This is a genomic window from Herbaspirillum sp. SJZ099 (assembly GCF_007828355.1).
Classification (GTDB): Bacteria; Pseudomonadota; Gammaproteobacteria; order Burkholderiales; family Burkholderiaceae_D; genus Herbaspirillum.
Genome location: NZ_VIUO01000002.1, coordinates 368288 through 394896, shown reverse-complemented (window position 1 = coordinate 394896; position 26609 = coordinate 368288). Strand labels below are relative to the sequence as shown.

22 protein-coding genes and 1 riboswitch are annotated in these 26609 nt (G+C 63.6%); of the genes, 9 read left to right on the top strand and 13 right to left on the bottom strand.

From position 1 onward, the window contains the following. Positions 1-84 precede the first annotated feature (84 nt). The 7 genes from FB597_RS06830 to FB597_RS06800 form a co-directional block, all read right to left on the bottom strand. Positions 85-3705 carry an indolepyruvate ferredoxin oxidoreductase family protein gene (locus FB597_RS06830; RefSeq protein ID WP_144768791.1) on the bottom strand — a complete coding sequence of 1207 codons (3621 nt, stop codon included), beginning with the start codon at positions 3703-3705 and terminating at the stop codon, positions 85-87. A 575-nt stretch (positions 3706-4280) separates the two neighbouring features. Continuing rightward, a complete protein-coding gene (gene phhA, locus FB597_RS06825) occupies positions 4281-5162 on the bottom strand; it encodes a phenylalanine 4-monooxygenase (RefSeq protein ID WP_144768789.1) in 882 nt (293 codons plus the stop codon). Positions 5163-5245: 83 nt separating this feature from the next. Further along, positions 5246-5986 (bottom strand): GNAT family N-acetyltransferase, encoded by a 741-nt coding sequence (locus tag FB597_RS06820; protein WP_141913834.1) that lies wholly within the window; start codon positions 5984-5986, stop codon positions 5246-5248. Between the two features lie 3 nt (positions 5987-5989). Continuing rightward, on the bottom strand, positions 5990-7228 hold the full coding sequence (locus tag FB597_RS06815) for a multifunctional CCA addition/repair protein (protein ID WP_144769028.1): 1239 nt from the start codon (positions 7226-7228) through the stop codon (positions 5990-5992). Beyond that, positions 7228-7929 carry a glutathione S-transferase family protein gene (locus tag FB597_RS06810; RefSeq protein WP_141913835.1) on the bottom strand — a complete coding sequence of 234 codons (702 nt, stop codon included), beginning with the start codon at positions 7927-7929 and terminating at the stop codon, positions 7228-7230. The genes FB597_RS06815 and FB597_RS06810 overlap by 1 nt, the downstream gene beginning before the upstream one ends. A 62-nt stretch (positions 7930-7991) precedes the next feature. Beyond that, positions 7992-8960, bottom strand: a complete 969-nt coding sequence (locus FB597_RS06805; protein ID WP_144768787.1) for a complex I NDUFA9 subunit family protein — start codon at positions 8958-8960, stop codon at positions 7992-7994. A 77-nt stretch (positions 8961-9037) separates the two neighbouring features. Continuing rightward, complete coding sequence (locus tag FB597_RS06800; protein ID WP_144768784.1) at positions 9038-11020, bottom strand: lytic transglycosylase domain-containing protein; 1983 nt, start codon at positions 11018-11020, stop codon at positions 9038-9040. 107 nt (positions 11021-11127) lie between these two features. Between FB597_RS06800 and FB597_RS06795 the strand changes: the two genes are divergently transcribed. Beyond that, on the top strand, positions 11128-11676 hold the full coding sequence (locus tag FB597_RS06795; protein ID WP_370454648.1) for a 5-formyltetrahydrofolate cyclo-ligase: 549 nt from the start codon (positions 11128-11130) through the stop codon (positions 11674-11676). Between the two features lie 126 nt (positions 11677-11802). Here FB597_RS06795 and metF read toward each other — a convergent pair whose 3' ends face one another. From metF to metK, 4 genes are all read right to left on the bottom strand, one after another. Beyond that, positions 11803-12645, bottom strand: a complete 843-nt coding sequence (gene metF, locus FB597_RS06790; RefSeq protein WP_144768779.1) for a methylenetetrahydrofolate reductase [NAD(P)H] — start codon at positions 12643-12645, stop codon at positions 11803-11805. Next, positions 12642-12998, bottom strand: coding sequence for a phage holin family protein (locus FB597_RS06785; RefSeq protein WP_141913840.1), 357 nt, complete (start codon positions 12996-12998; stop codon positions 12642-12644). The genes metF and FB597_RS06785 overlap by 4 nt, the downstream gene beginning before the upstream one ends. Positions 12999-13121: 123 nt before the next feature. Further along, the gene (ahcY, locus tag FB597_RS06780) at positions 13122-14546 is read right to left on the bottom strand and encodes an adenosylhomocysteinase (RefSeq protein WP_370454647.1); all 1425 of its coding nucleotides are present in this window, start codon (positions 14544-14546) and stop codon (positions 13122-13124) included. 28 nt (positions 14547-14574) lie between these two features. Then, a riboswitch (S-adenosyl-L-homocysteine riboswitch) is annotated at positions 14575-14667 on the bottom strand. 154 nt (positions 14668-14821) lie between these two features. Continuing rightward, the gene (metK, locus tag FB597_RS06775; RefSeq protein ID WP_141913841.1) at positions 14822-15985 is read right to left on the bottom strand and encodes a methionine adenosyltransferase; all 1164 of its coding nucleotides are present in this window, start codon (positions 15983-15985) and stop codon (positions 14822-14824) included. A gap of 171 nt (positions 15986-16156) precedes the next feature. Here metK and FB597_RS06770 point away from each other — a divergent pair, with 171 nt between their 5' ends. From FB597_RS06770 to dapF, 3 genes are read left to right on the top strand one after another with little or no spacing between them, the layout of a single operon-like run. After that, entirely contained in the window at positions 16157-17023 is an 867-nt protein-coding gene (locus FB597_RS06770) for a lysophospholipid acyltransferase family protein (protein WP_370454659.1), read from the top strand. After that, the gene (locus FB597_RS06765; protein WP_141913843.1) at positions 17020-17907 is read left to right on the top strand and encodes a lipid A biosynthesis acyltransferase; all 888 of its coding nucleotides are present in this window, start codon (positions 17020-17022) and stop codon (positions 17905-17907) included. Before FB597_RS06770 ends, FB597_RS06765 begins: the two co-directional genes overlap by 4 nt. Before the next feature lie 46 nt (positions 17908-17953). Then, positions 17954-18811 (top strand): diaminopimelate epimerase, encoded by an 858-nt coding sequence (dapF, locus tag FB597_RS06760; protein WP_144768773.1) that lies wholly within the window; start codon positions 17954-17956, stop codon positions 18809-18811. Positions 18812-18931: 120 nt separating this feature from the next. Here dapF and FB597_RS06755 read toward each other — a convergent pair whose 3' ends face one another. After that, positions 18932-20551 carry an SEL1-like repeat protein gene (locus FB597_RS06755; protein ID WP_144768771.1) on the bottom strand — a complete coding sequence of 540 codons (1620 nt, stop codon included), beginning with the start codon at positions 20549-20551 and terminating at the stop codon, positions 18932-18934. A gap of 367 nt (positions 20552-20918) precedes the next feature. Here FB597_RS06755 and FB597_RS06750 point away from each other — a divergent pair, with 367 nt between their 5' ends. The 4 genes from FB597_RS06750 (at position 20919) to FB597_RS06735 (ending at position 24831) form a co-directional block, all read left to right on the top strand. Beyond that, the gene (locus FB597_RS06750; protein ID WP_144768769.1) at positions 20919-22085 is read left to right on the top strand and encodes a porin; all 1167 of its coding nucleotides are present in this window, start codon (positions 20919-20921) and stop codon (positions 22083-22085) included. Between the two features lie 330 nt (positions 22086-22415). Next, positions 22416-23084 (top strand): DUF484 family protein, encoded by a 669-nt coding sequence (locus FB597_RS06745; RefSeq protein WP_141913847.1) that lies wholly within the window; start codon positions 22416-22418, stop codon positions 23082-23084. A 106-nt stretch (positions 23085-23190) separates the two neighbouring features. Next, positions 23191-24180, top strand: a complete 990-nt coding sequence (locus FB597_RS06740) for a tyrosine recombinase XerC (RefSeq protein WP_144768767.1) — start codon at positions 23191-23193, stop codon at positions 24178-24180. Positions 24181-24258: 78 nt separating this feature from the next. Next, positions 24259-24831, top strand: coding sequence for a Fur family transcriptional regulator (locus tag FB597_RS06735; RefSeq protein WP_141914213.1), 573 nt, complete (start codon positions 24259-24261; stop codon positions 24829-24831). A 34-nt stretch (positions 24832-24865) separates the two neighbouring features. On the opposite strand, the gene FB597_RS06730 is transcribed toward FB597_RS06735, so the two are convergent. Beyond that, on the bottom strand, positions 24866-25609 hold the full coding sequence (locus tag FB597_RS06730) for a pyrimidine 5'-nucleotidase (RefSeq protein ID WP_144768765.1): 744 nt from the start codon (positions 25607-25609) through the stop codon (positions 24866-24868). 96 nt (positions 25610-25705) lie between these two features. Between FB597_RS06730 and FB597_RS06725 the strand changes: the two genes are divergently transcribed. Next, positions 25706-26608, top strand: coding sequence for a TraB/GumN family protein (locus tag FB597_RS06725; RefSeq protein WP_255517094.1), 903 nt, complete (start codon positions 25706-25708; stop codon positions 26606-26608). Position 26609 lies beyond the last annotated feature (1 nt).

The window sequence follows — 26609 nt, the reverse complement described above, 5'->3', positions numbered from 1 at the left end:
GCACTCTCCCGCTGCGGCCGCACAAAAGCCGCCGGGCCCTGGCTTGCGTCAGGGCCCGGCGGCGTTCAACAGCGCATCAAGTCCTCACGCCGCTTTCTTGCCGCCTCCATCCGGCCCGGCCGGCGTATCCGTTACCGCGATGTTGCGCAACGCCGGTTGCTCGATCATCTTCAGCAGCGATGCCTCCTTCTGCCTGGCCGCCTTGAGGTGACGTTCCTTCACGTGGCCATAGCCGCGGATATCTTCAGGAATGCGCGCCACCGCGATCACCTGCGCCAGGTTGTCCGCGGTCAGTTGCCCCAAGAGCCGCAACATGGTCGCGCAGTACTCGTCGATCAGCGCCCGCTCCTGCTTGCGCTCGGCGGTGTAGCCGAAGGGATCGAAGACGGTGCCGCGCAGGAAGCGCAATTTCGCCAGCACGCCGAAGGCCGGCATCATCCACGAGCCGTACTGCTGCTTGACCAGGTGGCCGTTATCGTCATGCCTGGCCAGCAGGGGCGGCGCCAGATGAAATTTGATCCGGTAGTCGCCTTCGAACATGGCAGCGATCTTGTCGCGGAACGCGCCGTCGGTATAGAGCCGCGCCACCTCGTATTCGTCCTTGTAGGCCATCAGCTTGAACAGGTATTGCGCCACGGCCCGGGTCAGCTTCAATCCGCTTCCCGCCTCGCCCAATAAGCTTTCCGCCATCTGCACCTGCTGCACGAAGTCGCTGTAGCGGCGCGCGTAGGCGGCGTTCTGGTAAGAGGTCAGGAAGCCGATGCGGCGCTCCACCGTTTCCTCCAGCGTGGGCGCGCGCTTGAACTCGATCACCTGCGCCGTCATGCCGTTGCGCTTGGCGGCATTCAACGCCGTATCGATGTCGTGCGCGGCCACGCGGCCCCAGGCGAAGGCTTGCTTGTTGAAGTCCACCTGCAATGCATTGAGCTCGATGGCGCGCAGCAAAGCGGCTTCCGACAACGGCACCCAACCTTTCTGCCAGGCGTAGCCGAGCATGAACATGTTGGTGGCGATGGCGTCGCCCATCAGCGCGGTAGCGATGCGGCCGGCATCGACCAGCGCCACGTTGTCGCGCCCGCAGGCTTTGGCAATCTCGCCTTCGCTGGAAGCGGCCGGGAATTGCCAGTCGGGATTGCGCACGAAAGCGGCGGTGGGCATCTGGGTCGAATTGACGGCCGCATGGGTGCGTCCTTCGCCCATGCGCGACAAGGCATCGCGCCCGGCGGTGACGATCACGTCGCAGCCGATCACCAAGTCGGCCGCGCCGGTGCCCACACGGGTCGAATAAAGATGCTCGGGGCTGTCGGCCACGCGCACGTGCGACATCACCGGCCCGCCCTTCTGCGCCAGCCCGCTCATGTCCAGCACCGAGCACACGCGCCCTTCCACGTGCGCGGCCATGGCGATGATCTGGCCGATGGTGATGACGCCGGTGCCGCCCACGCCGGTGACCAAAATGCCGTAGGGATCGGCCAAGGACGGCAATACCGGTTCAGGCAGTAGCGGCATGGCCGGCGCCGCATCCGCGCCCGGCGGCACCCGCGCCGGCTTCTTCAGCTTGCCGCCTTCGACGGTGACGAAGCTGGGGCAGAAGCCGGTGACGCAGGAGTAATCCTTGTTGCACGAGGACTGGTTGATCTGGCGCTTGCGGCCGAACTCGGTTTCCAGCGGCTCGACCGACAGGCAGTTCGACTGCACGCTGCAGTCGCCGCAGCCTTCGCATACCGCCTCGTTGATCACGGCGCGCTTGGCCGGGTCGGGATAGGCGTTGCGTTTGCGGCGGCGGCGCTTTTCCGAGGCGCAGGTCTGGTCGTAGATCATGGCCGACACGCCGGCCACTTCGCGCAATTCGCGCTGCACCGCGTCGAGTTCGCTGCGGTGGCGGATGGTGACGCCATCGGCCCATTTGATATCGTCCGGATACTTGTCCGGTTCGTCGGTGACGACGATGATCGGGTTGACGTTCTCCGCCGCCAGTTGCCGCGAGATCATCGCCGGATCGAGCGGGCCGTCGAACTCCTGGCCGCCGGTCATGGCCACCGCGTCGTTGTAGAGGATCTTGTAGGTGATGTTGACCTTGGCCGCGACCGAGGCGCGCACCGCCAGCAAACCCGAGTGGAAATAGGTGCCGTCGCCGAGGTTGGCGAACACGTGCTTCTCGCTGGTGAACGGCGCCTGGCCGACCCAGGTCACGCCCTCGCCGCCCATGTGGGTGAAGATGCTGGACTCGCGGTCCATCCAGGTCACCATGTAGTGGCAGCCGATGCCGGCCAGGCCGCGGCTGCCGTCGGGCAGTTTGGTCGAGGTGTTGTGCGGGCAGCCGGAGCAGAAATGCGGGATGCGGTCCTTGTTCGGGTCCGGCTTGCTGCTGATGTTGAGCGCGGCTTCCTTGGCTTCGAGGAAGGCGATGCGGGCGCGCACGCGCTGCTCGACCGGATGGCCGGCGAAGTAGCGCGAGATGCGAGTGGCAATCGCGCGCGCGATCTGCGCCGGGTTCAGCTCGTAGGTGGCCGGCAGCAGCCAGTTGCCGTGGCCCTCGCGCTGCGAACCGCTCCATTCGCCGGTGTCGTCGAATTTGCCGACCACGCGCGGGCGCACGTCGTCGCGCCAGTTGTAGAGTTCTTCCTTCAACTGGTATTCGAGGATCTGGCGCTTCTCTTCCACCACCAGGATCTCTTCCAGCCCCTGGGCGAACTCTCGCACGCCTTCGGCTTCCAGCGGCCAGGTCATGCCGACCTTGTAGAGGCGGATGCCGATGTCGCGCGCGACCTGTTCGTCGATGCCGAGGTCGTCCAGCGCCTGGCGCGTGTCGAGGTAGGACTTGCCGGCGGTGATGATGCCGATCTTGGCGCGCGGGCTGTCCCACACGATCTGGTTGAGCTTGTTGACGCGCGCGTAGGCCAGCGCGGCATACCACTTGTAGTTGTTCATCCGCGCTTCCTGCGCGAGCACGCTGTCGGGCTGGCGGATGTTGAGGCCGTCCGGCGGCAGCGCGAAGTCTTGCGGCAACCGGATCTGCACGCGGTCCGGGTCGATCATCACCGACATGCCGGACTCGACCAGGTCGGTCACGCATTTCATCGCCACCCACAAGCCGGTGTAGCGGCTCATGGCCCAGCCGTGCAGGCCGTAGTCGAGGTATTCCTGCACCGAGGACGGATACAGCACCGGGATGCCGCAGGCCTTGAGGATGTGTTCGCTCTGGTGCGCGGTGGTGGAGGACTTGGCGGCGTGGTCGTCGCCGGCGATCACCAGCACGCCGCCGTGCGCGGAGGTGCCGGCCATGTTGGCGTGCTTGAAGACGTCGCCGCAGCGGTCCACGCCCGGCCCCTTGCCGTACCACAGCGAGAACACGCCGTCGTGCTGTGCGCCGGGGAACAGGTTGACCTGCTGCGTGCCCCACACGCTGGTGGCGGCCAGGTCTTCGTTCATGCCCGGATGGAATTTGACCTGGTGGGCGTCGAGGTATTTCTTCGCCTTCTCGGCGGTCTGGTCGACCGAGCCCAGCGGCGAACCGCGATAGCCGGTGATGAAGCCGGCGGTGTTAAGGCCGGCGCGGCGGTCGGCCTCACGCTGCAGCATCGGCAGGCGCACCAGCGCCTGGATGCCGGTCATGAAGACACGGCCGCGTTCGAGGGTGTATTTGTCGTCCAGCGAGACGTCGTCCAGCAACAGCCGCTGGCTGGATGGTAGGGGTGCGTTCATGCGGTCTCCGTGCCAAAAATCGTGTTCTTGGTTTCACATGCGCCTGTGCCGCTGAGCTTGGTGTGGGCCTGGCTTCACGGGCGGTCAAAACGCCGGCGCCTTGTGGGCGCAGGTTTGTTTCTATTTATGGAGCCAAGGTAGCACAACGATGGGTAGCCCGCTACGCGCGTCGCAGCAGGGTTTCCGGCGTTTTTTGGAGTTCTTTTGGCAAGCCGGAAACAATTCCGCACGTCCTGCGGAAAGGGGGGGCCTGCAAAGAAGAAAATGCCGGAAAGGGGGAAACAACAATATTTCCGGCTGTGAAAAAAGAGGACGGAAAGCGCAAAAGAGGCAAGTTGTTACAAGCAAGACGCGAATGTAACAACCGGTAAAAGAAATAGGATGGACGGCGCGGCTGGCGTTTAATAAGAATCACTTGAACAGCGATTGAATGGTATCCACTCTCTGTGCAAGGTTCCTCCCCTCTAGTGTTGAAAGCACCACTAGCTCGCGGATCTGGCCTCCCCTGTCAGATCCGCTTTTTTATTCCCGCTTCCTTTCAGTCCCTTTCTGCGCCTTTTCCGCGCGCGCCCGGATCAGCGGTTCGGCGGTAGGTTGGTCTCGCCCGCCAGCAACGTATCGGCCGGCAGCGCCTGCTGCGTTTTCAGCTGTTCGTAGAACGGCGTGAAATCGGGCGCGGTGTCGTTGAACAGTTGCTCGAAATCACGGATCACGAAATAGGTTTCCTGGTACGAGTCGATCTTGTACAGCGTGCGCATGATGCGCTCGACCTGGAACGGGATGCGGCGCGGCTGGTCGCTGGACAGGCAATACTCGACCTCGCCGCCCGATGACAGGATGCCGGCGCCGTAGATGCGCAAGCCCTGCTCGCTCTGGATCAGGCCGAACTCGATGGTGTACCAGTACAGGCGCGCCAAATAGGCCAGGCCATCCAGCTTGAGCGCCTTCAGGCCGCCCTTGCCGTATTCCTGCAGGTGGTCGGCGAAGATCGGGTTGAACAGCAGCGGCACGTGGCCGAAGAAGTCGTGGAAGACGTCCGGCTCGACGATGTAGTCGAACTCGCGCTCTTCGCGCAGCCAGACGGTGACCGGGAAGCGGCGGTTGGCCAGGTGTTCGAAGAAGGTCTGGTCCGGCACCAGGCCGGGCACGGCGACCAGTTGCCAGCCGGTGGCCTGGTACAAGGCTTCGGTGGTGCGGTCGAAACGCGGGATGCCTTGCGAGACATCGAGCGCCTTCAGGCTGTCGATGAAGACATCGCAGGCGCGGCCGGGAATCAGTTTGGCCTGGCGCTCATACAGGCGCCGCCAGCGGGCGTGCTGCTCCGGCGTGTAGCTGTCCCAGTTCTGTGCCACCACGTAGTTGGCGTCGGCCTGGCTGTAGTCGCCGCGCAATGCGCCGCTGTCGGATTTTGTCGCGACCGTGGCGAAAAAGTCGTCGGTATTGGGATTGGTGCTCATGGCAAATCCGATGTCAAAGTCAGATGCATATTATGCGCCGCATTGCGCCGCCGGTCATGCCGGCGTGCAGTGCGCGGGCCGGATCAGGGCTGGCCGCCGCTTCCTTTGCCCTTGCCGCCGAGGCCGGTCACGCGCGCGCCCCATTTGAGCAGGGCCTTGAAATTGGCCTTGACGATGTAGTCCAGCATGGCGGCCTGTTCTTCCATCGCTTCCTGGAACACGGTGGCCGAATTGGCGGGGCTGATCTTGAGGTAGGCGTCGGCCTCGCCATAGTCGCGGTGGATGTCCATGCCGGCCTTTTTGGCGATATGCATCATCACCTTGTTGGACGACAGGCAATGCATGTAGAGCGTATCGACGTCGGCGTTGCGGCAGCGCATGGAAGCCCGCAGGAACAGTTTGGTGCCCACGCCCAGGCCGCGTGCGGCGGCCGAAACGGAGACGCCGAACTCGGCCACCACCGGCTTGATGGTGGCGCCGCTGATGCGCGAACTCTCGCGCGGCGCGAACGCCAGGTGGCCGACCCCGAGGAGGCGCAGCCTGCGGTCATACACGCCGAACACGGTGTCGCGCGCGAAGTCGATGTTCTCCACGTAGCGGGTCACCATATCGTCCGACAGCTTGGAGCCGAAACGCAACAGCCGGTCCTTGTCTTCCAGCGCCAGGAAATGGCGCAGCAGGTGGCGGCGCGACTTCGGCGACAACTCCTTGACGAACACCATCGGCCGTTCGGCCTTGTGCTGCGGGTCGGCATGCGGCGCATCGCCGCCGGCTTCTTGCTTGCCGCCCCGACGTTGCAGCCAGGAGAAAAAGGGATTGGCCATCTCTCAATCCTGCGCCGGCGGCCGCTGGGCGGCAACGAAAACGGCGACCTTCTCGCTGCGCGCGGCATGGATCGCCTCCGGGATCTTCTGCGGCTGCGCCTGGTACTGGCCGGCGATGGCGCCGGCATCGATGTCTTGCGCCGCCTTCAACGCCCCTTCCAGATAGGCGGCCTGCGGGAAGGGCCTGGATTCGAAACCGGTGCGGCCACGGTGGTCGCATTCGGAAGCGCGCAACATGTCGACGAAGCGCTGCGGTTTGCGGAAGGCGTCGCAGCGCGAAAACAGCGTCACCAGCGTGGCCGGGCGCATCTCGAAAGCGCGACCGACATTGCCATGCTCGCGCGCGGTCATCAGGGCCAGGTCGCGGCAATCGCCCGGCGCCTTCAGGCGCGCGCAAACCTGTTCGGCCAGTTGCACGCTGCGCGCTTCATGGCCATGGTGGCGCGGCCACATTTCTGGCGGCGTGGCGCCCTTGCCGAGATCGTGCATCAATACGGCGAAACGCACCGGCAAGGCATAGCCTTGTCCGGCGGCCCAGTCGATGGCCAGCATCACATGCACGCCGGTATCGATCTCGGGATGCCATTGCTCCGGTTGCGGCACGCCCCACAACGCATCCAGCTCGGGCATGATGCGCGCCAGCGCGCCGCAGCCGCGCAGCACCTCGAACATGCGCGAGGGTTTTGCCTCCATCAGGCCGCGTGCGATTTCCTGCCAGACGCGCTCCGGCACCAGCGCATCAACCTCGCCTTCTTCCACCATGCGCCGCATCAGCGCATTGGTTTCCGGCGCGACGCTGAAATCGGCGAAGCGGGCGGCGAAACGCGCCACGCGCAGGATGCGCACCGGGTCTTCGATAAAGGCGTCGGAAACATGGCGGAAGATGCGGCGCTCGATGTCGGCCTGGCCATGGTAAGGATCGACCAGGGCGCCGTCCTGGTCCTGGGCGATGGCGTTGATGGTGAGGTCGCGCCGCGCCAGGTCGTCTTCCAGGGTGACGTCGGGCGCGGCATGGAAAGCGAACCCCTTGTAGCCGGGCGCGGTCTTGCGCTCGGTGCGCGCCAGCGCGTATTCCTCGTGGGTATCCGGATGCAGGAACACCGGAAAATCCTTGCCCACCGGGCGGAAGCCCTGGGCCAGCATTTCTTCCGGGGTAGCGCCGACCACCACGTGGTCGCGATCCTTCACCGGCAGGCCCAGCAGGCCGTCGCGCACTGCGCCGCCGACGGTGTAGGTCTTCATCATTTGTGGTTGGGAAGGATTTCTTTCTCGGCCAGGGCTTCTGCGATCCAGCGCGCCACGGCCGGATGCGCCTTGACGCGGTCGGCATAGGCTTGCAGCGCCGGCGCCAGCGGCACCTGGTAGCTGGTGAAGCGCATCACCACCGGCGCGTAGAAGGCGTCGGCAATCGAGAAGTCGCCGAACAGGAATTCATGATGGCCGAACTGCGACAGGCATTCTTCCCAGATTTCGCAAACGCGGCCGATGTCGGCCTGCGCTTCGGGCGTGCGCCCCTGGCCCGGGTAGCGGCCGCGGATGTCCATGCTCATGGCGCTGCGCAGGCCCATGAAACCGGAATGCATTTCGGCGCTGATGCTGCGCGCGATGGCGCGCGCGTCGGTGCGCTCGGGCCACAGGCCGCGGTCGGGGAATTGCTCGGCCAGGTATTCGCAGATGGATAGCGAATCCCAGATCGCGATATCGCCGTCCAGCAACACCGGTACCCGGCCGGAACCGGTATAGCGGGCGATCTCGGCGACGGTATCGGGCTGGTCCAGCAGCACGCGCACTTCCTTGAAGGGGATGTCGAACGCGGTCATCGCCACCCAGGGACGCATCGACCATGACGAGTAGTTCTTGTTGCCGATCACCAGCGTGGGCAGATGGCGCCCGGCCTTGCGCAGCGTGGCGGACAATACCGGATCGAGTTCTGTGTCTTGCATAGGGGCTCTTTTCTTTGGATCGGAACTTTGGATCGGAAAACGGCGTAAATGGCGCGAACGTCTCAGCGCCTGGCGTTGCTGCGGAAAAGGTCGAACTGGCGCTGGAGGTCGCGCGGCGCAAGGCAGGCCGGCGCGACGTCTTCCAGCGCGGTGGGAACCAGTTCCAGCTCCGGCGCGATGGGGCCGGACATGACATTATCCACCCGCATCGAGGCGACATTGTCGCGGCTCATCAACTTGCCGGGCAAGTGTTCCAGCGCCCAGGCCTGCAGCAGGCCCAGCGCTGGCGGCAAGGCGACGATGGGGCGCATATGGCCGCCATACCAACCGGCCAGTTGCACCAGTTCGCGCAGGCTGTATTGCGTCGGCCCGGCCAGTTCATAGACCTTGCCGCCGATATGCGGCAGCGCGATCGCTTTCCTGAAGGCCTGCGCTACATCGCCGACATAAACCGGCTGGAAGCGCGCCTCGGCGCTGCCCAGCGCAATCACCGGAAAACGCCGCTGCAGGCCGGCGAACAGGTTGAGGAAACGGTCGTCTTCGCCGAATACGACAGAAGGACGGAAGATGGCGACCTCCAAGGAGGACGCCGCCAGCGCCTCGCGCTCGCCGGCCGCCTTGGAGCGCAGGTACATCGAGGGGCCGTGCGCATCGGCGCCCAGCGCGCTCATGTGCAGGTAACGCGGCACGCCGTGCCGCACGCAGGCGGCGACGATGCGGCGCGGCAGGGACACATGCTGCCGTTCGAAATCCGGGCCGTAGGGCTGGCCGCGGCGCGCCGGCCGCGAATGCAGGATGCCGACCAGGTTGACGACCACATCCGCCTCGGCCACCAGTTGCGACAGCACGGCATCGTCGTGGATATCGGCCTGCACCACCGATACCACCGGCGACACCAGCAGGTGCTTGGCGCGCTCGTAACGGCGCGTGGGCACCATGACACGGTAGTCGGTGGCGCTGCCCAGCAGCCGCACCAGCCGCGTACCGATGAAGCCTGAGCCGCCAATGACGAGGATCTTGCGTACTGCCATGTTGCGCCTCCTGTATCCTGTGCCGCCTGCGTTTGCTGCGCTGCCCGCGTTAACTGCGCGACGGCGGCCGGTTCGAATCAGGGCAGGTCGGTGGCGACGTTGGAGTTAGGCGCCACCATGCCCATGCGTTGCTTGAGCGACTGCGGACGATTCTCGAACATGGCCGCATAGTACGTCGCATTGGACATCACGTTCTTGACATAGCCCCGGGTTTCGTTGAACGGGATGGTCTCGGCGAAGATCGCCCCTTCGACCGTGCGCGGCAAGGTCGCGCGCCAGGTGCGCGGGCGGCCCGGCCCCGCGTTGTAGCCGGCGGTGGCCAGGGTTTCGGAACCGTCCAGGTTGTTGAGCACCATGCTCAGATAGCTGGTGCCCAGCAGCAGGTTGGTGTTGATGTCGTTGACTTGGTCTGCGGTGAATTCGGTCATGCCGATCTTCTTGGCGACGAACTTGGCGGTGGCCGGCATCAACTGCATCAGGCCGGAGGCGCCGACGTGCGAGCGCGCGCTCTTGATGAAGCGCGACTCCTGGCGGATCAGGCCATAGATCCAGGCATTTTCCATCCCCAGCGGACGCGTGGCCGCGTTCATCTCGCCCAGATGCGGCGCCGGGAAACGCTGGGTGAAGTCGAACTCGGCACGGGTGCGGTCGGAGGTGTTGACCATGCGGTCCAGCACGTCGCTCTGGCGCGCGTATTCGGCCGCGGCCAGCAGTTGGCGGTCGGTCATCTTGCGCAGTTCCCAGTTCCATTCGCGGATCGCCTCGAAGCGCAGGTTGAGCTGGTAGAACCGGAGCGAACGCTGGAAGCCGGCATTTTGCGAATAGAGGGCGATTTCGCCGGCCGTCGGCGGCGTCGGTCCCGGCGGAATGGTGATCTTCTGGCCCAGTTCTTCCAGCGCCAGCTGGCCATAGAAACTGAAGTTGGCCGAGATCGATTCGAACAGGCGGCGCGCGGCGTCGTTCTGGCCATCTTCCTTGAGCGCGCGGCCGAGCCAGTAGGTCCAGGTGATATCGTTGCGCAGCGCCGCCGGCATGCTCTCGATCGTCGTGCGCACGGTCTTCCAGTCGCCCGCGCGCAGCGCCATGCGCACCTTCCATTGCAGCGCATCCTGCGTCAGCAGCGCATCCCGGGTCTTGCGCCAGTAGTCCATGGCTTCCGGCGCCAGCTTGTAGGAAGCGGCCAGCGCAATCTGCGCCCAGCCTTGCGCAACCTCCTGGGCCGTCATCTGGCGCGCGCGGTCGCTGAGATAGGTGGCGGCCTGGGCCGGATTGCTGCGGGCGACGCGGCCCAGCGCAATGATGTAGAGCTGGTGGTTGGCAACGCCGCTGCCTGGGCCCTTGGCCAGCATCAGCGCGGGCTTGTCCATGACCTGCTGCACGGTGACGTCGCCATTGTCGACCAGCACCGCAGCGCGGCGCGCGACCGTGGTGTTGCCGTTCTCGGCGGCCTGGCGGATCTGGAACCAGACATCGGCATCGGTGAACTGGCCGTTCTGCGCCAGCGTGGCGATCAGGTCGCTGCAACCCTGGCCGTAATCCTTGGGCGAAACCAGCAGCGCGCGCGCCTCGTCGGCGACGTTGGCGCCTTTGAGCGCGCGCGAGTTCAAGGCGAAGCATTTGACCTGGACGTCGTCGTCCAGGATGAACTTGGGATACTGCTCGTCGAACAAGGCCCAGTTGCCGGTCTTGCCCAGCGCCAGCAGCCAGTCGTTGCGCAGGCGGTCGACCAGCGCCTGGCCTTCGTACCGGGTCATGAAGTCGCGGATTTCCTGCTCGCTGGCGGAATAGTCACGCACGCGCGGTTTGAGCCGATAATAGTCGACATACGACGGCAGGTCGTAACCCGACAAGCGCCCTGCCAGCTCCTGCGCCAGGGCGCCATTGTCGCTGGCAGCCGCTTGCCGCAGCGCAAGGAAGATGTCATCCGGGGAAGCATCTGGCGCCAGGCGCTTTTGCGCCTGGGCCGCGGGTGCGATGCTCAACGCCGCGCCGATGGCTACGACCAGTGAAACCGCCAGCGGACGCAGGCATTTGCCGAACAGATAATTCTTCAGGCGCATTCTTGTAGAACCTAGTGTGAATGAAACAAACGACGGAACAGATGACGAAACAGACGACGACGCCAAGCATAGCATGCGGCCCTCACGCGCCGAATCGGGAACAGGCCTTGGACAGGCAACTGAAAAACGCCCTGCGCGCCGACTTGCTGGCGCGCCGCAAGGCGCTGGATGCACATGGCAAGGCGGTCTCGGATGAACTGATCGGCCGCCGCGTGCTGGCCTGGTGCCTGGCGCATGGCATCGCCAGCATCGGGGGCTATCATCCCATCCGCAAGGAACCCGACCTGCTTGCCGCCTACAACGCGCTGGCCGCGCGTGGCGTGCACCTGTCCTTGCCGATCGTCACCAATAAAGATTCACCCCTGGAATTTCGTCGCTGGCTGCCCGGCGAAGCGCTGAGCAAAGACGCCCTGGGAACACTGGTTCCGGGCGAAGAGGCGCCGGTAGTGCAGCCGCAGGCCCTGCTGGTGCCCTGCGTCGGCTTCAATGCCGCCGGCATGCGGCTGGGCTATGGCGGCGGGTTTTACGACCGCACACTGGCGGGTCCGCACCGGCCGCTGGCCGTGGGGGTATGCTATGCCTTCGGGCTGGTGGAATTCGCGGCCGAACGGCACGACATGCCGCTGGATCTGGTGCTGACCGATGCCATTGAATAAATACGACAGCACCGCACCAAGATGTTCTGCATAGGCGTAGCGGAACGACAATAAAAAAATCCGGATATAGGTGTATATCCGGATTTTTTATTACTGCGGCTCATTACTGCCGCTTTCCAGCCAAGCTTACTTGACCAGACGCTGCCACACCGCCTGCGTCGGCCCGGCCTGGTTGAGCGAGTAGAAATGCAGGCCAGGCGCGCCGCCGGCCAGCAGGCGTTCGCACAATTGGCTGACCACATCCAGCCCGAAGGCGCGGATGGAGTCGACGTCGTCGCCGTAGCTGGCCAGCTTCAGGCGCACCCAGCGCGGGATTTCGGTGCCGCACATGTCCGAGAAGCGCACCAGTTGCGAGTAATTGGTGATGGGCATGATGCCGGCGATGACCGGCACCTCGGCGCCCAGTTTGGCGGCATCGTCCACGAAGCGGAAATAGGCATCCGCGTTGTAGAAGTATTGCGTGATGGCCGAATTGGCGCCGGCCTTCACCTTGCGCGCGTAGTTCTGCACATCGTCCTGCGGCGACTTGGCCTGCGGATGCATCTCGGGGTAAGCCGCCACTTCGATGTGGAACCAGTCGCCGGTTTCCGCCCGCACGAATTCGACCAGCTCGTTGGCATAGCGGAATTCGCTGGAGGCCTGGCCCATCGCGCCATAGCCGCTGGGCAGGTCGCCGCGCAGCGCCACCAGGCGCCTGACGCCGTTGGCCTTGTAGTCGTCCAGGATGGCGCGCAGGCTGGCGCGCGAACTGCCGATGCAGGACAGGTGCGGCGCCGCCTCATGGCCTTCAGCGGTGATTTCCAGCACGGTATCGCGCGTACCCTGCTGGGTCGAACCGCCGGCGCCGAAGGTCACCGAGAAATACTTCGGCTGCAATTCGGCCAGCCTGGCGCGCGTGACGCGCAGTTTTTCCGCGCCTTCCGGCGTCTTGGGCGGGAAGAATTCGATACTGAAATTATGCTTGTTCATCGGTTCGATCCGGATTTCAGCAATAGGGTGGACAAGGCCCAGGACACGATGCTGTAGAGCAGCGCGCCGCCCACCGCCGACCAGAAACCGCCGACATGGAAACCGCCCACCAGTTGCGCCACCACCCAGAACATCAGGCCGTTGATGATGAGGATGAACAGACCCAGCGTGAGCACGGTCACCGGCAGGGTCAGCACCACCAGCACGGGGCGCACGATGGTATTGACGAAGCCCAGGATCAGCGCGGCCACCAGGGCAGAGCCGAAACTGTCGACCTGCACCGAGTGCATCAGGTAGGGAACGGCCAGCAGGGCCAGGGCATTGATCAGCCAGGTCAGCAATAACATAAACATGGCACTTCCTTTCGGGCCTTGTCAGAATTGGACGGGCTACCGCACGCGCAGCGGCAACGTGACGACAGCCCGTATGGTGCAGGCACGGCACGATCCGGCAACAGCCCGATCGTGCGCCGCCGATCAGTAACGGTAGTGATCGGCCTTGTACGGACCTTCGGTCTTGACGCCAATATACGCCGCCTGTTCTTCGGTCAGCGTGCTCAGTTGCGCATTGAGCTTCTTGAGCTGCAGGCGGGCGACCTTCTCGTCCAGATGCTTGGGCAGCGTGTAGACGCCGATCGGGTAGTTCTTGGTGTTCACAAACAATTCGATCTGGGCGATGGTCTGGTTGGCGAAGGACGAGCTCATCACGTAGGACGGGTGGCCGGTGCCGCAGCCCAGGTTCACCAGGCGGCCTTCGGCCAGCAGGATGATGCGCTTGCCGTCCGGGAAGATGATGTGGTCGACTTGCGGCTTGATGTTTTCCCAGGTGTATTGCTTCAGCGCGGCGACTTCGATTTCATTGTCGAAGTGGCCGATGTTGCAGACGATGGCCTGGTCTTTCATCTTCTTCATGTGGTCATGGGTGATCACATGGTAGTTGCCGGTGCAGGTGACGAAGATGTCGCCGTGTTCGGCGGCGTAATCCATGGTCACCACGCGGTAGCCTTCCATGGCGGCCTGCAGTGCGCAGATCGGGTCGATCTCGGTGACCCAGACTTGCGCCGACAGCGCGCGCATGGCCTGCGCCGAGCCCTTGCCGACGTCGCCGTAGCCGGCGATGACGGCGATCTTGCCGGCGATCATGACGTCGGTGGCGCGCTTGATGCCGTCCACCAGCGATTCGCGGCAGCCGTACAGGTTGTCGAACTTGGACTTGGTGACCGAATCGTTGACGTTGATCGCCGGGAAGGCCAGCTTGCCTTCCTTGTGCATCTGGTACAGGCGGTGCACGCCGGTGGTGGTTTCTTCGGTGACGCCCTTGATTTCCTTGAGGCGCTTGGAGTACCAGCTGGCATCCTTGGCCAGGTAGCGCTTGATGGAGTTGAACAGGCACACCGCTTCTTCCGAATCCGGCTTGTCCAGCACCGAGATGTCCTTCTCTGCGCGCGCGCCCAGATGCAGCAGCAGGGTGGCGTCGCCGCCGTCGTCCAGGATCATGTTGGAATAGCCGCCGTCGGTCCATTCGAAGATGCGGTGGGTGTATTCCCAATATTCGTCAAGATTCTCGCCCTTGACCGCGAACACCGGGGTGCCGTTGGCGGCGATGGCCGCGGCGGCGTGGTCCTGGGTCGAGTAGATGTTGCAGGAAGCCCAGCGCACCTTGGCGCCCAGCGCTTCCAGCGTCTGGATCAGCACCGCGGTCTGGATGGTCATGTGCAGCGAGCCGGTGATGCGCGCGCCCTTCAGCGGCTGGGCCGCGGCGAACTCTTCGCGGATCGCCATCAGGCCCGGCATTTCGGTCTCGGCGATCTTGATTTCCTTGCGGCCCCAGTCGGCCAGGCCGATGTCGGCGATGATGTAGTCTTGGGATGCGGTAGTAGACATGGCAACGGCGTTGTTCACGCCCTCCTTTCATAGAATCAGAAAAAAAGTAACGTGAGCGCGGTTGCCAGGCGCCCTGGCGGGCGCCTGTTCACCACTGCAAGCCTGGCAGGATTTCCCTGTCGCAACGCTCCTTGCCGCGGTGAGGCATTGTGCAATCTTGCTGCCGTCCCCTGCATGCAATGCCAACGTGCGGGAACGGTGCGGAGGAAACCCCGCGGGAGGTGCATTCTAGCGCGCCGATGGCGATTGGGAAACCCTTGCGAGCCCCAATCGCCCCGCGCGCGCAGAAGATATTACAGCCCGGCGGCAGCGCGCAGTGCGGCGGCCTTGTCGGTGCGCTCCCAGCTAAATTCCGGCTCTTCGCGGCCGAAGTGGCCGTAGGCGGCGGTCTTGGCGTAGATCGGGCGCAGCAGATCCAGCATCTGCACGATGCCCTTCGGGCGCAGGTCGAAATGCTCGCGCACCAGGTGCCCCAGTTGTTCGTCGCTGATCTTGCCGGTGCCGAAGGTGGTCACCATCACCGAAGTCGGCTTGGCCACGCCGATGGCGTAGGAGACCTGGATCTGGCAACGCTCGGCCAGGCCGGCGGCCACGATGTTCTTGGCCACGTAGCGGCCGGCATAGGCGGCCGAACGGTCGACCTTGGACGGATCCTTGCCGGAGAACGCGCCGCCGCCGTGCGGAGCCGCGCCGCCGTAGGTGTCGACGATGATCTTGCGGCCGGTCAGGCCGCAGTCGCCCTGCGGACCGCCGATGACGAAGCGGCCGGTCGGGTTGATCAGGTAGCGGGTATTCTTCAGCCATTCGGCCGGCAATACCGGGCGGATGATCTCTTCGATGGCCGCTTCATGGATAGCGCTTTGCTGCATCTCCGGGGAGTGCTGGGTCGACAGCACCACGGTGTCGATGGCGACCGGCTTGCCATCGACGTACTTCAGCGTCACCTGCGACTTGGCGTCCGGACGCAGCCATGGCAGGCGGCCGTCCTTGCGCAGTTGCGACTGGCGCTCGACGATGCGGTGCGCATAGTAGATCGCGGCAGGCATCAGTTCCGGGGTTTCGTTGCAGGCATAACCGAACATCAGGCCCTGGTCGCCGGCGCCTTGCTCCAGATCGACGCCGCGGCCCTCGTCAACGCCCTGGGCGATGTCGGGCGATTGCTTGTCGTAGGCGACCAGCACGGCGCAGCTCTTGTAGTCGATGCCGAAGTCGGCGTTGTCGTAACCGATGCGCTTGATGGTTTCGCGGGCGACGTCGATGTAGTCGACGTTGGCGCGCGTGGTGATCTCGCCGGCCAGCACGACCAGGCCGGTGTTGCAGAGGGTTTCTGCAGCAACGCGGGATTGCGGGTCTTGGGTAAGAATGGCGTCCAGGATCGCGTCGGAAATCTGGTCGGCCACCTTGTCGGGATGGCCTTCGGAGACGGATTCGGAGGTGAAGAGAAATTCGTTGGACATGCTGCAGCCCCTAACAATAAGTGATTAAACCCAGTCGCGGCCAATCATTTGTCGAGCCTGCGACGCTTTAGCGATATTTGTACCCCGTCTCGCAAGTTGTCATTAACTCGACGGCATGTGCTATTTTACGCCTCTTGCAATTTTCTGCAATTTGACGGTTGTTTTACGACCCTGTCCCTGTTATCGGCAAGTATGCTCGTTTCTTTATTCCGCCTGTTGTCCTTTTTGCCCTTGCCGGTTTTGCACGCCATCGGGCTGGCAATGGGTTGGCTGGTCTTTCTGGCATCGCCCTCCTACCGGCGGCGTTTCATCGACAACATCGAACGCGCCGGCCATCGCGCCCATTTATATAAGGCTGTCGGCGAAGCCGGGAAAGGCATGTTCGAATTGCCCTTCATCTGGTGCGCCAACCCGGGCCGGGTGTTGCGTACCGCCCGCGTCGAGGGTTGGGAATTCGCCCAGCAGGCGCTGGATACCAAGTCCGGCCTGATTCTGCTTACCCCGCACCTGGGATGCTTCGAGATCACCGCACAGGCCGTGGCGCAGCGCACCCGGCTCAGCGCGCTGTATCGCCCGCCGCGCAAGGCGGCGCTCAAGCCGCTGATCGAGGGCGCAAGGGCGCGCGCCAACCTGCACCTGGCTCCGGCCAGCCTGGCGGGCGTGCGTATCCTGCTCAAGGCCCTGAAGAGCGGCCAGGCGATCGGCCTGCTGCCCGACCAGGTGCCGCAGAATGGCGAAGGCGTCTGGGCCGATTTCTTCGGCAAACCGGCCTATACGATGACCCTGTCGGCCAAGCTGCACCAGATGAGCGGCGCGCCCATCGTGCTCGTTTATGCCGAACGGCTGTCGTGGGGACGCGGTTACGCCGTGCGTTTCGTGCCCTTTGAAGGCGAACTGGGCGATACCCCGCAGCAACAGGCGTGCGCCATCAACGCCGCCATGGAGGCGCTGATCGCCCAATGTCCGGCCCAATATATATGGAGCTACAACCGCTACAAGGTGCCGCCGGGCGTGGCCAGACCGGAGGAGATGCAATGAGGGCCCTGATCGGACTCATGTGGCTGCTGCATTGGCTGCCACTCCCCATCCTTGGCCGCCTTGGCGAAGCATTGGGCTCGCTGCTTTATATGTATATGCGGCCGCGCCGGCGCATCACGCTGGTCAACCTGCGCCTGTGCTTTCCCGAAAAGTCCGAGGAAGAGCGCCGCGACATCGCGCGCCGGCATTTCCAGGCCTATGCCCGCAGCGCGCTGGAGCGCGGCGTGCTGTGGTGGGCCTCCGAGGCGCGCCTGAGACGACTCATCAAGATCGAGCCGGGCATCCCCTTCGAGACCCTCAAGGCCGGCCCCGTCATCCTGCTGTGCCCACACTTTGTCTGCCTGGAAATCCCCGGCATCTCGCTGGGGATCAATTCCGAGTATTCGGTATGCACCCTCTATGCCCGCCAGCAGAACCAGATCATCGATGAAGCCCTGCTCAAGGGACGCTCGCGCTTCAAGCCGGTCACCCTGCTCACGCGCGAGAAGGGCGTCAAACCGATCATCCGCGCCATGCGCGGCGGCCTGCCCTTCCTCATGTTGCCGGACATGGATTTCGGCATCCGCGACGCCGAATTCGTCCCTTTCTTCGGCGTGCCCGCCGCCACGCTCACGGCCACCGCGCGCATCGCTTCGGCCACCGGCGCGTCGGTCGTGCCGGTGGTCACCACCTTCCTGCCCGGCTACCGCGGCTGGAAGACCACCTTCTATCCGGCCTGGACGGATTACCCGGGCGACGACATCGTCGCCGCCACCCGCCGCATGAACGCCTTCATCGAAGAACGCGTGCGCGAAACCCCTGCCGAATACTTCTGGGCCCACAAGCGCTTCAAGACCCGTCCGCCCGGCGAACCCGATCCTTACCGCCGCGACACGGCAGGCTGAACATTCAGCCTGCCTTCCTGTAAAGAAGCGGCCCTATAATGTCTTCATGAAGATCAAATTCACCAAGATGCATGGCGCCGGCAATGACTTCGTCGTGCTGGACGCCATCAACCAAGCCATTTTCCTCCGGCCCGACCAGTGGAAGTTCATTGCCGACCGCCGTTTCGGCATCGGCGCCGACCAGATGCTGGTGGTCGAAAAGGCCCGCGGCGATGGCGTGGATTTCCGTTACCGCATCTACAACGCCGATGGCGGCGAGGTGGAGCAATGCGGCAACGGCGCGCGCGCCTTCGTGAAATTCGTGACCGACAAGGGCCTGACCGACAAGCGCGCGATCCGGGTGGAAACCATGTCGGGCATCATCGAACCCCGGCTGGAAGAGGATGGGCGTATCACCGTCGACATGGGCGCCCCGATCCTGGCGCCGGCCGACGTGCCGTTCAACAGCGCCGGACTGGAAAGCCGCATGGAAGGCCAGGACGCCCTCTGGCCGCTCGATGTTGCCGGGAAGACAGCCTGGATTTCGGTAGTATCGATGGGCAACCCGCACGCGGTACAGGTGGTGGCCGACACCGAAGCGGCCCCGGTCCTGCAGGATGGCCCGCTGATCGAACATCATCCGCGCTTCCCGCGCCGGGTCAACGCAGGCTTCATGCAGATCGTCGACCGCCATCATGTGAACCTGCGCGTGTATGAACGCGGCGCCGGCGAAACGCTGGCCTGCGGCACCGGCGCCTGCGCGGCGGTGGTGGCCGGGATTCGCCGCGGCCTGCTGGATTCGCCGGTCGCCGTGCAAACGCATGGCGGCATACTCAGCATCGCCTGGCAGGGCGCAGGCCAGCCAGTGCTGATGACCGGCCCTGCGGTGTCGGTGTTCGAAGGCGAAATCGACTTGCCGGATTGATACCGGCGCCGCTGGCCGAAGTATCGTCCTGAATAAAAAATGGCTTGCCGCTTGGCAAGCCATTTTTTATTCAGGGAAGCGCCTGGAACTCAGTGCATCGACAGAAAGAGCAATGAATCCTCATTCAACGCCCACACCTTGCTCTTGAGCCTCTTCCGCGTTCGAGTCTGCATCGGGCACAACCGTCTTCAAACGATACAGGCGCTGCCGGTAATTGCCCTCGGGACCGGATGGTCCGCAATCCACGTCTTCGAACAAGCGACCGATGCGGTTGAGCGCGCCGCGTTCTTCGCCCGTCTCGACCATGATCAGGCGGCGCTTGCTGCGCGCATACTGGGCGCGGATGTCGACCATCAGGCAATGGCCGCAGTCGGCCTGCTTGAGGTCGAGCAGCAAGGCCTCCGGCCGCGTCAGGTTGAACAAGGCCGCCAGCTCGATGCGCGCCGCCAGGAACGGGTAGGCGTTGACCTGCTCCCGGGTCAGCTGCGCGCGCGCCTGCACCGCCCACGGCGCCGTGCCGGGACGATCGGCGACTTTCTCCAGCAATGCTTGCGCCTGGACGCTGCCTTGGGTGGCGGCCTTTTGCAGCCAGTAAAGGGCGCGCACATCGTTGGCCGGGTCGTCGCGGCGATTGCGCCAGGCCGTGACGCCGCATTCCAGTTGCGCCGCCATGTGCCCCATCTCCGCCGCGCGCTCCAGATAGTGCTGCACATCGGCCAGGTTGCGCTGGGAAAATTCCGGTTTCAGGTAAATGCGCGACAAGGCATACCAGGCTGCCGCCATGCCCTGCTCTCCGGCCAGCGTCAGCCAGCGGATCGCCTTCTTGTAATTAGCAGAACCTCGCCCAGGGAATTGCCGCTCACCCTGCTCGTCCATCCGCCCATATAACAGCCCCAGTCCCAACTGGGCATCGCGATCCCCGGCCAAAGCGGCCAGTTCCAGCAATTGCTGGACATACAGCAGGTTAGGCTGCGCCTCGGCCAGCCGTACCTGGGCCAAGCGCCTTAATAGTTGTATGTTCTGTCCACCGAGGCTGGAAGCCAGCATCTCGGCCGGCGCATTCAGCTGGCCGGCCACCGTCTCATATTGCCTGAGCAATACATCGGCCAGGGGCTGGGCGCGCTGGAGGAACCCCGGCATGTCCGACTGGCTCCACGCCGCATCGGCCAATGCATGCTGGGCCTGTTCGATGCCGGCATCGGCAGCCCTCTGGGTCCACTGGCGGATTTCATCCTGCGGCCGGGCTACCGGTGGCGCCAGCTCTGCACCGGCAGCAGCCACAGCCTCGCCGCTTTGGGCCAACTGCCGCTGTACCTCAGGACTTTGCTGGGCCAACAACCATTGGGCATCAGGATTGCCCTCGCGCGCCACCACCTCCAGCGCCCGGATCGCCTTCTTTTTAAGATCGGCGCTGATCTGTGCAACATTGCCCAGCACCAGCCTAGCGAACACCAGTCCGGCCTTGCTCAGTCCGGCATCGAATGCCCGCTCGTACCATAAGGCCGCATCCTGCGGCCTGGCCAGGGGCATGACCACTTCATAGGGGATGTGCTGGGCGATCAGCATCCACGCATCCGCCAGTCCTTGGCGCGCGGCGCGCTCCAGCCAGTGGAATGCGGTTCCCAGACTTTGGGGCAAGCCGTTACCGCCAAACAGGTAACGCTTGCCCAGGGTGAGCTGCGCCTCGGCCTGGCCGGCCCGCGCGGCACGGATGATTGCCAGATCTTCTCGATTTGCCATTAGCCTTCTGCGATAGATCAGAAAACCAAAATTATGCCCTACAAATCATATTTTTTTAAAATGGAAGATGAAACCATATAAATGCATCTTTTTAACAACAATTTGACGCATGAGACGGGTCGGATCAAGTTCCCCCTCAAAGGGCCGATAACAAGGCGTATCCCGCAAGCGAAAATCCACCCTAAGAGGATCCTTCGCATGGAAAGCGTTTGAAAAAAACAACACTCGGCAAGCAGTTTGACGCTTTCAACCAAAATTCCAGCCGCCAAACGACCAATCTGCGGCCATGCCAAATGAGAACCCTTAATGTCTCACCATCCGACTAGAAGTACGGATCCTCAAGACTATTTTTATAGAAGGATGTCAAATGAAAAAATCTCTGCTGGCACTGGCCGTTCTCGGCGCGTTCGCAGGTGCTGCTCAAGCACAAAGCTCCGTTACTATCTACGGTATCGTTGATACTGGCGTTGTGTACCAAAGCAAAGTTTCCACCGGTGGTGGTAACACTGGCAGCAAGTTCAGCCTGAACTCGGGCATCATCCAAGGTTCGCGTATCGGCTTCAAGGGCGTTGAAGATCTGGGCGGCGGTCTGTCGGCCGTGTTCAACCTGGAAACCGGCTTCACCAACGACAACGGCGGCCTGCAAGGTTCCGACGCTGTGACCTCCTCCAACCTGTTCCGTCGTAAGTCGGTCGTTGGTCTGTCGGGCGGTTTCGGTACCGTCCTGGTTGGTCGTCAGACCGACTTCGCTGACACCATCAGCGCCTACACCGCTGTTGCTGACTTCGGCGGCCTGATCCAGAACTCCGGCTCGAACCTGAACCGTCTGCAAGGCGTTCGCACCAACAACTCGATCAGCTACACCACCGCTAACCTGAGCGGCTTCACCGGTAACCTGATGTACGGTTTCGGCGAAACAGCTGGCAAGACTTCGGCTGGTCAAGCTTTCGGTATCGGTGGTAAGTACGAAAACGGTCCTCTGGGTCTGGGCCTGAACTACTACCAGTCCAAGGCTGGCGCAACTCCGTCGGACGTTAGCTTGATCCCGAACGGCACCACTGTTACCAGCAACGTTTACACCAACGCTGCTAACGTCGGTAGCACTGGTCAGAAGGTCCTGAACGTGGTTGGTTCGTACCAGTTCGGCCCGGCACGCGTGTACGCAAACTACTCGCGCGTCAAGCAAGACCTGAACACCTTCGGCACCGCTGGCTTCGCCCCGACCTCGGCTACCCTGGCCGTATCGAAGAAGGCTGACATGTACGAAGTCGGTACTGCCTACGCTCTGAGCCCGTCGCTGAAGCTGCTGGGTGCCGTGCAACACACCCGTGCTGACTTCGATGGTGCCAGCAACAAGGGCAAGCTGACACAAATCAGCGTTGGCGCCGACTACTGGCTGTCGAAGCGTACCGACCTGTACGCTTTCCTGTCGAACATCCGCGCGACCGACATGGTCAACCCGGGCGTTGCTGACAGCACCGGTAACGACTCCAGCCAGACCGCTCTGGCCGTTGGTATCCGCCACAAGTTCTAATTTAAGGACCTGATGCCCGGCATGAAAATGCCGGTCTTCACTACTTGAGTTAAAACCGATTCGGGCTTGCATGAGCAATCATGCAAGCCCGTTTCTTATTCCGCACCCCTGCGTCATTTTTCCGAACGGCCCTCCCGGTTTGACTCTCTGTGCCTACGCACTCCGCAACAGACCGCCTGCCGGCAAAGCCGGAAGAAGCGCTCTCAGCGATTGTCAGCCTTTCCGATAGCGAGGATAATCTCGCGATACTCTTGGCATTGCCTGGCGGCATGGAGAAAACATGATCCCGCCTGACAACACTGCCGTGACACACATACGAACACACTAGCGATGACCACCCAACTGGACTCCGATCTGATTGCCGAATACCTGCTTGATCACCCTGGCTTCTTCGAAGAGCATGCAGAGTTGCTGTCGAGAATCAAATTGACCAGCCCGGTCATGGGCCGCGCCGTTTCCCTGCAGGAACGCCAGATGGAAATCCTGCGCGAAAAGATCAAGGTGCAGGAGCTGCACATGGCCGACCTGATGCGCATCGCCCAGGAAAACGACGAAATCACCAACAAGTTCCAGGCATGGACGCGCGCCCTGCTGCTGGCGCGCAATGAGACCGACCTGCCGCACACGCTGGCCGATCAGTTGAAAGAAATCTTCCATGTGCCGCAAGTTACCCTGCGCCTGTGGAATCTGCCCGAAACGCATGCCGCGCAATGGTTCACGCAGTCGGTGTCGGAAGATGCGCGGATTTTCGCCAACGGCCTCTCTGCGCCATTTTGCGGCCCCAACAAGGACTTCGAAGCCGCCTCATGGCTGGAAGACGCCGCCTCGGTCAAATCGGTCGCGATCCTGCCGCTGCGCGGCGGCGCCTCGCCGGACTCGTTCGGCCTGCTGGTGCTGGGCTCGGGCGACCCCAATCGCTTCACCGCGGAGATGGGCACCGACTTCCTCACCCGCATCGGCGAAACCGCCAGCGCGGCACTGGCCTGCCTGCTGCGCTGAAAACGGGCCGCCCGTACAGCCTTTATCCGCCTCCGCCTTATTTCGCCGCGTCCGGGCAGCGTGGCACAGCCTGAGAACCTGAACAGGTTCTAAGAAATGAGCGCCGATGGATACCGCCCCGCACTCGCTGATTCAGCAATACCTCTCCACGCTGCGCACCCAGCGCAAACTGTCCGCCCATACCACGGAAAACTATGGCCGCGACCTGCAGGAACTGCTCGGCCTGCTGTCCACGGCGGCCAATCCGGCCAGCGGCGATGGCGCCCTTGATTTCCGCAAAATCAGCCAATTCCAGATCCGCAAATGCGCGGCGCAACTGCACGCGCGCGGCCTGAACGCGCGCTCGATCTCGCGCAAATTATCGGCATGGCGCGGTTTTTTCGCCTGGCTGTCGATGGAAGTCGAATTGAAGGCCAATCCGGTGGATGGCGTAAAGCCGCCCAAGAAAAGCAAGCCGCTGCCCAAGGCGCTGGCCGCCGACGATGCCATCCGGCTGGTGTCGCAGGGCAATCCGGGCAAGGATCCTTCTTCCACCATGGCCGCATGCAACCGCGCCATGTTTGAGCTGCTGTACTCCAGCGGCCTGCGCGTGTCAGAACTGGGGACGATCGACATCACCGATACCCGGGAAGGCGCTTATGAGTCAGCCGGCTGGATCGACCTGGAGAATGCCGAGGTCACCGTCACCGGCAAGGGCGACAAAAAGCGCAAGGTGCCGGTGGGGCAAGCCGCCCGGCAAGCCATCGCCGACTGGCTGCCGATCCGCGCATCGCTGGTGAAAGCGGATGCCGGGCCCGACCGGCATGCGCTGTTCCTGACCGAACGCGGCACGCGCATGTCCGCCCGCGTCACCCAATTGCGCCTGAAAACCCACGCCCAGGCGCTGGGCATGGCCAGCGATGTGCATCCGCACATGCTGCGCCACTCCTTCGCCTCCCACGTACTGCAAAGCTCCGGCGACCTGCGCGCGGTGCAGGAAATGCTGGGCCACGCCTCCATCACCGCCACCCAGGTTTATACCGCGCTCGACTTCCAGCGCCTGGCCCAGGTCTACGACCAGGCGCATCCGCGCGCCAAGAAGAACGGCCCCAAATAGGCCCCATCGATTCCTGCTGCAAGGCGACAGGAAACCCCGTCATGCATCGGCTAGAATAGAGGCTGAATCACCATGTTGATGCCGCCCATGAAAGCCAAACCCGCCGCTATTCCAGCCAGCAGCCACAGCGCCCAAGCCGACTCCATGGCCGCGCTGGCCCAGGCGCAGCTGCGCGAGGCGGGCGTGCGCGTGACGCAGGCGCGCGTGAACGTATTGGGCGCATTGCTGGAAACCCGCAGCGCGGCCTCGCACCAGGATATCCAGGATCGCTTCGCCGGCATGGATCGCGTCACCCTGTACCGCGCGCTGGATTGCCTGACCGAAGCCGGCCTGGCGCACAAGATCTCCAGCGACGACCGCATCTTCCGTTACAGCGCCGGCGCCGACCATCCGGAACACGGCCTGCACGATCACTCGCACGGCAAACAGCACCAGCACGGGCATTTCAAGTGCACGCGCTGCGCGCGCGTATTCTGCCTGGACGCCAGCGACGGCACCGACTTCCTGGCCACCGTGCTGCCGGACGCCGACAAGCACCGCTCCACCGCCGCGCAACTGCAATCGGCCCTGCGCAAGACGCTGGGCAAGGGCTTCCAAAGCCACGAAGTGGAACTGACCATCAAAGGCTGGTGCGCGGACTGCGCGGACTAAGTCCTGCAGCCACGCAAAATCCCCGTCCCATCACTCAGCGCCGCGAACGCGCAGCCCCCAGCCTGGCCAGCCGCCGCGGCAACTGCCGCACCGAACTCACCTTGACGTCGACATAAGAAGGAAGGCGGCTGCGCACGCGCTGCGCCGCCAGATGCCCCTGCATCGCATTCCCGATCAGATACTGGGTCACCCAGGCGGTACGCACGCCCAGCTCGCGGGCGGCCTTCAGGTTGTCCACCGTGTCTTCCACCAGGATGCAGCGGCGCGGACTGATCTTCTCGCGCGCCAGCAGCTTGCGCAGCATCAGGCGCGACGGCTTGGGACGCAGCTGGCGGTGCACGTGCATGGACTCGATCGAGATATGGCGCGAGAAATGCCGGTGCAACCCCAGATGGCGCAGCAACTCGCGGGAATAGCGGCGCGGCGCGTTGGTCAACAGGATCTTGCGCCCCGGAAGCTGCTGCAGCCAACGCCCGATGCCGCGTTCGGCACGCACCATCCCCGGCAAATCATCGAACAAATGGGCTTCGTGCAGGAAATCTTCCAGACGCACGTCATGGTGGCGCACCATTCCCAGCAGCGTCGCGCCATACAGTTTCCAGTAATGGCGGCGCAGATGGTTGACTGCCGCCTCGTCGCACGGATGACCGGCCTGCTCCAGCACGCGCGTCATGTACCGGTTCATGTTGGCGTTGATGGCGGGGAAGATCGCGTGTGACGCGTTGTGCAGGGTATTGTCGAGATCGAACAGCCAGAGCGGTGTAGTATTGGGCGCCATAAATCAAACCATCCGCGCCCCGTACCGGGTCGCGGCGATATCGATGCAAGAAAAGAAAGGCAAGCAGTGAAAGGCTTTGCGGGACGACTGATTATAGTGACATTGGCTTTGCTGTCCTGTTTTTATCTGCCGCAGGCGCATGGCGCCGCGCCCGCGGCTGCGGCCGGCCAGGAGCCGCCCAACCGCGGCGCGCTCTACCGGGTTTCCGACGGCCGCCACACGCTGCACCTGTTCGGCACCATCCACGTCGGCGCCAGCGACTTCTATCCGCTGGAGCGGCGCATCGCGCAGGCGTTGGGCGAAGCCCCCGTCCTGGCGCTGGAACTGGATCCGCAAAACGCCGGCGCCTTGCAGGCAGCGGTGCAAAAATACGGCATCTACCCGTCCGGCCAGCGCTTCGAAGATCATCTCGACCCGGCGCTGGCCCAACGCACGATGGCCGCGCTCAAGCGCTACCAGTTGCCCGCGCAACAGATGCAAGGCTTGCGGCCATGGATGCTGGCCATGGCGCTGACCGTACAGGAATACGCCAGCAGCGGCTATCACCCCGAACTGGCGGTAGACAGCTACCTGGCCGGCGCCGCCCGCGCGCATGGCGCAACGGTGGTGGAACTGGAAAGCGCCGAACGGCAGATGTCGATCTTCGCCCGGCTCGATGCCGCGCACCAGGCGCAATTCCTGGGCGACACGCTCGATGAGATGGATGACGCCGACACGACCCGCAAGCTGGCTGAACTGGTCGGCGCCTGGCGCCATGCGGACAGCCAGGGATTCGAAAATGCATTGCAGGAAATGGAGCAAGACCGATCCTTCGCCAGCGCCTTCACCCGCCAGGTGCTGCTGGACGAGCGCAATCCGGATCTGGCCGACGGCATCGCCGCGCTGCTGACCGGGCACGACAAGGCGGTGGCCGCCATCGGCATCCTGCACCTGGTCGGCCCGCGCAGCGTGCCCGCCCTGCTGAAAGAAAAAAGGCTCAAGGTAGAACAGATTTACTGAA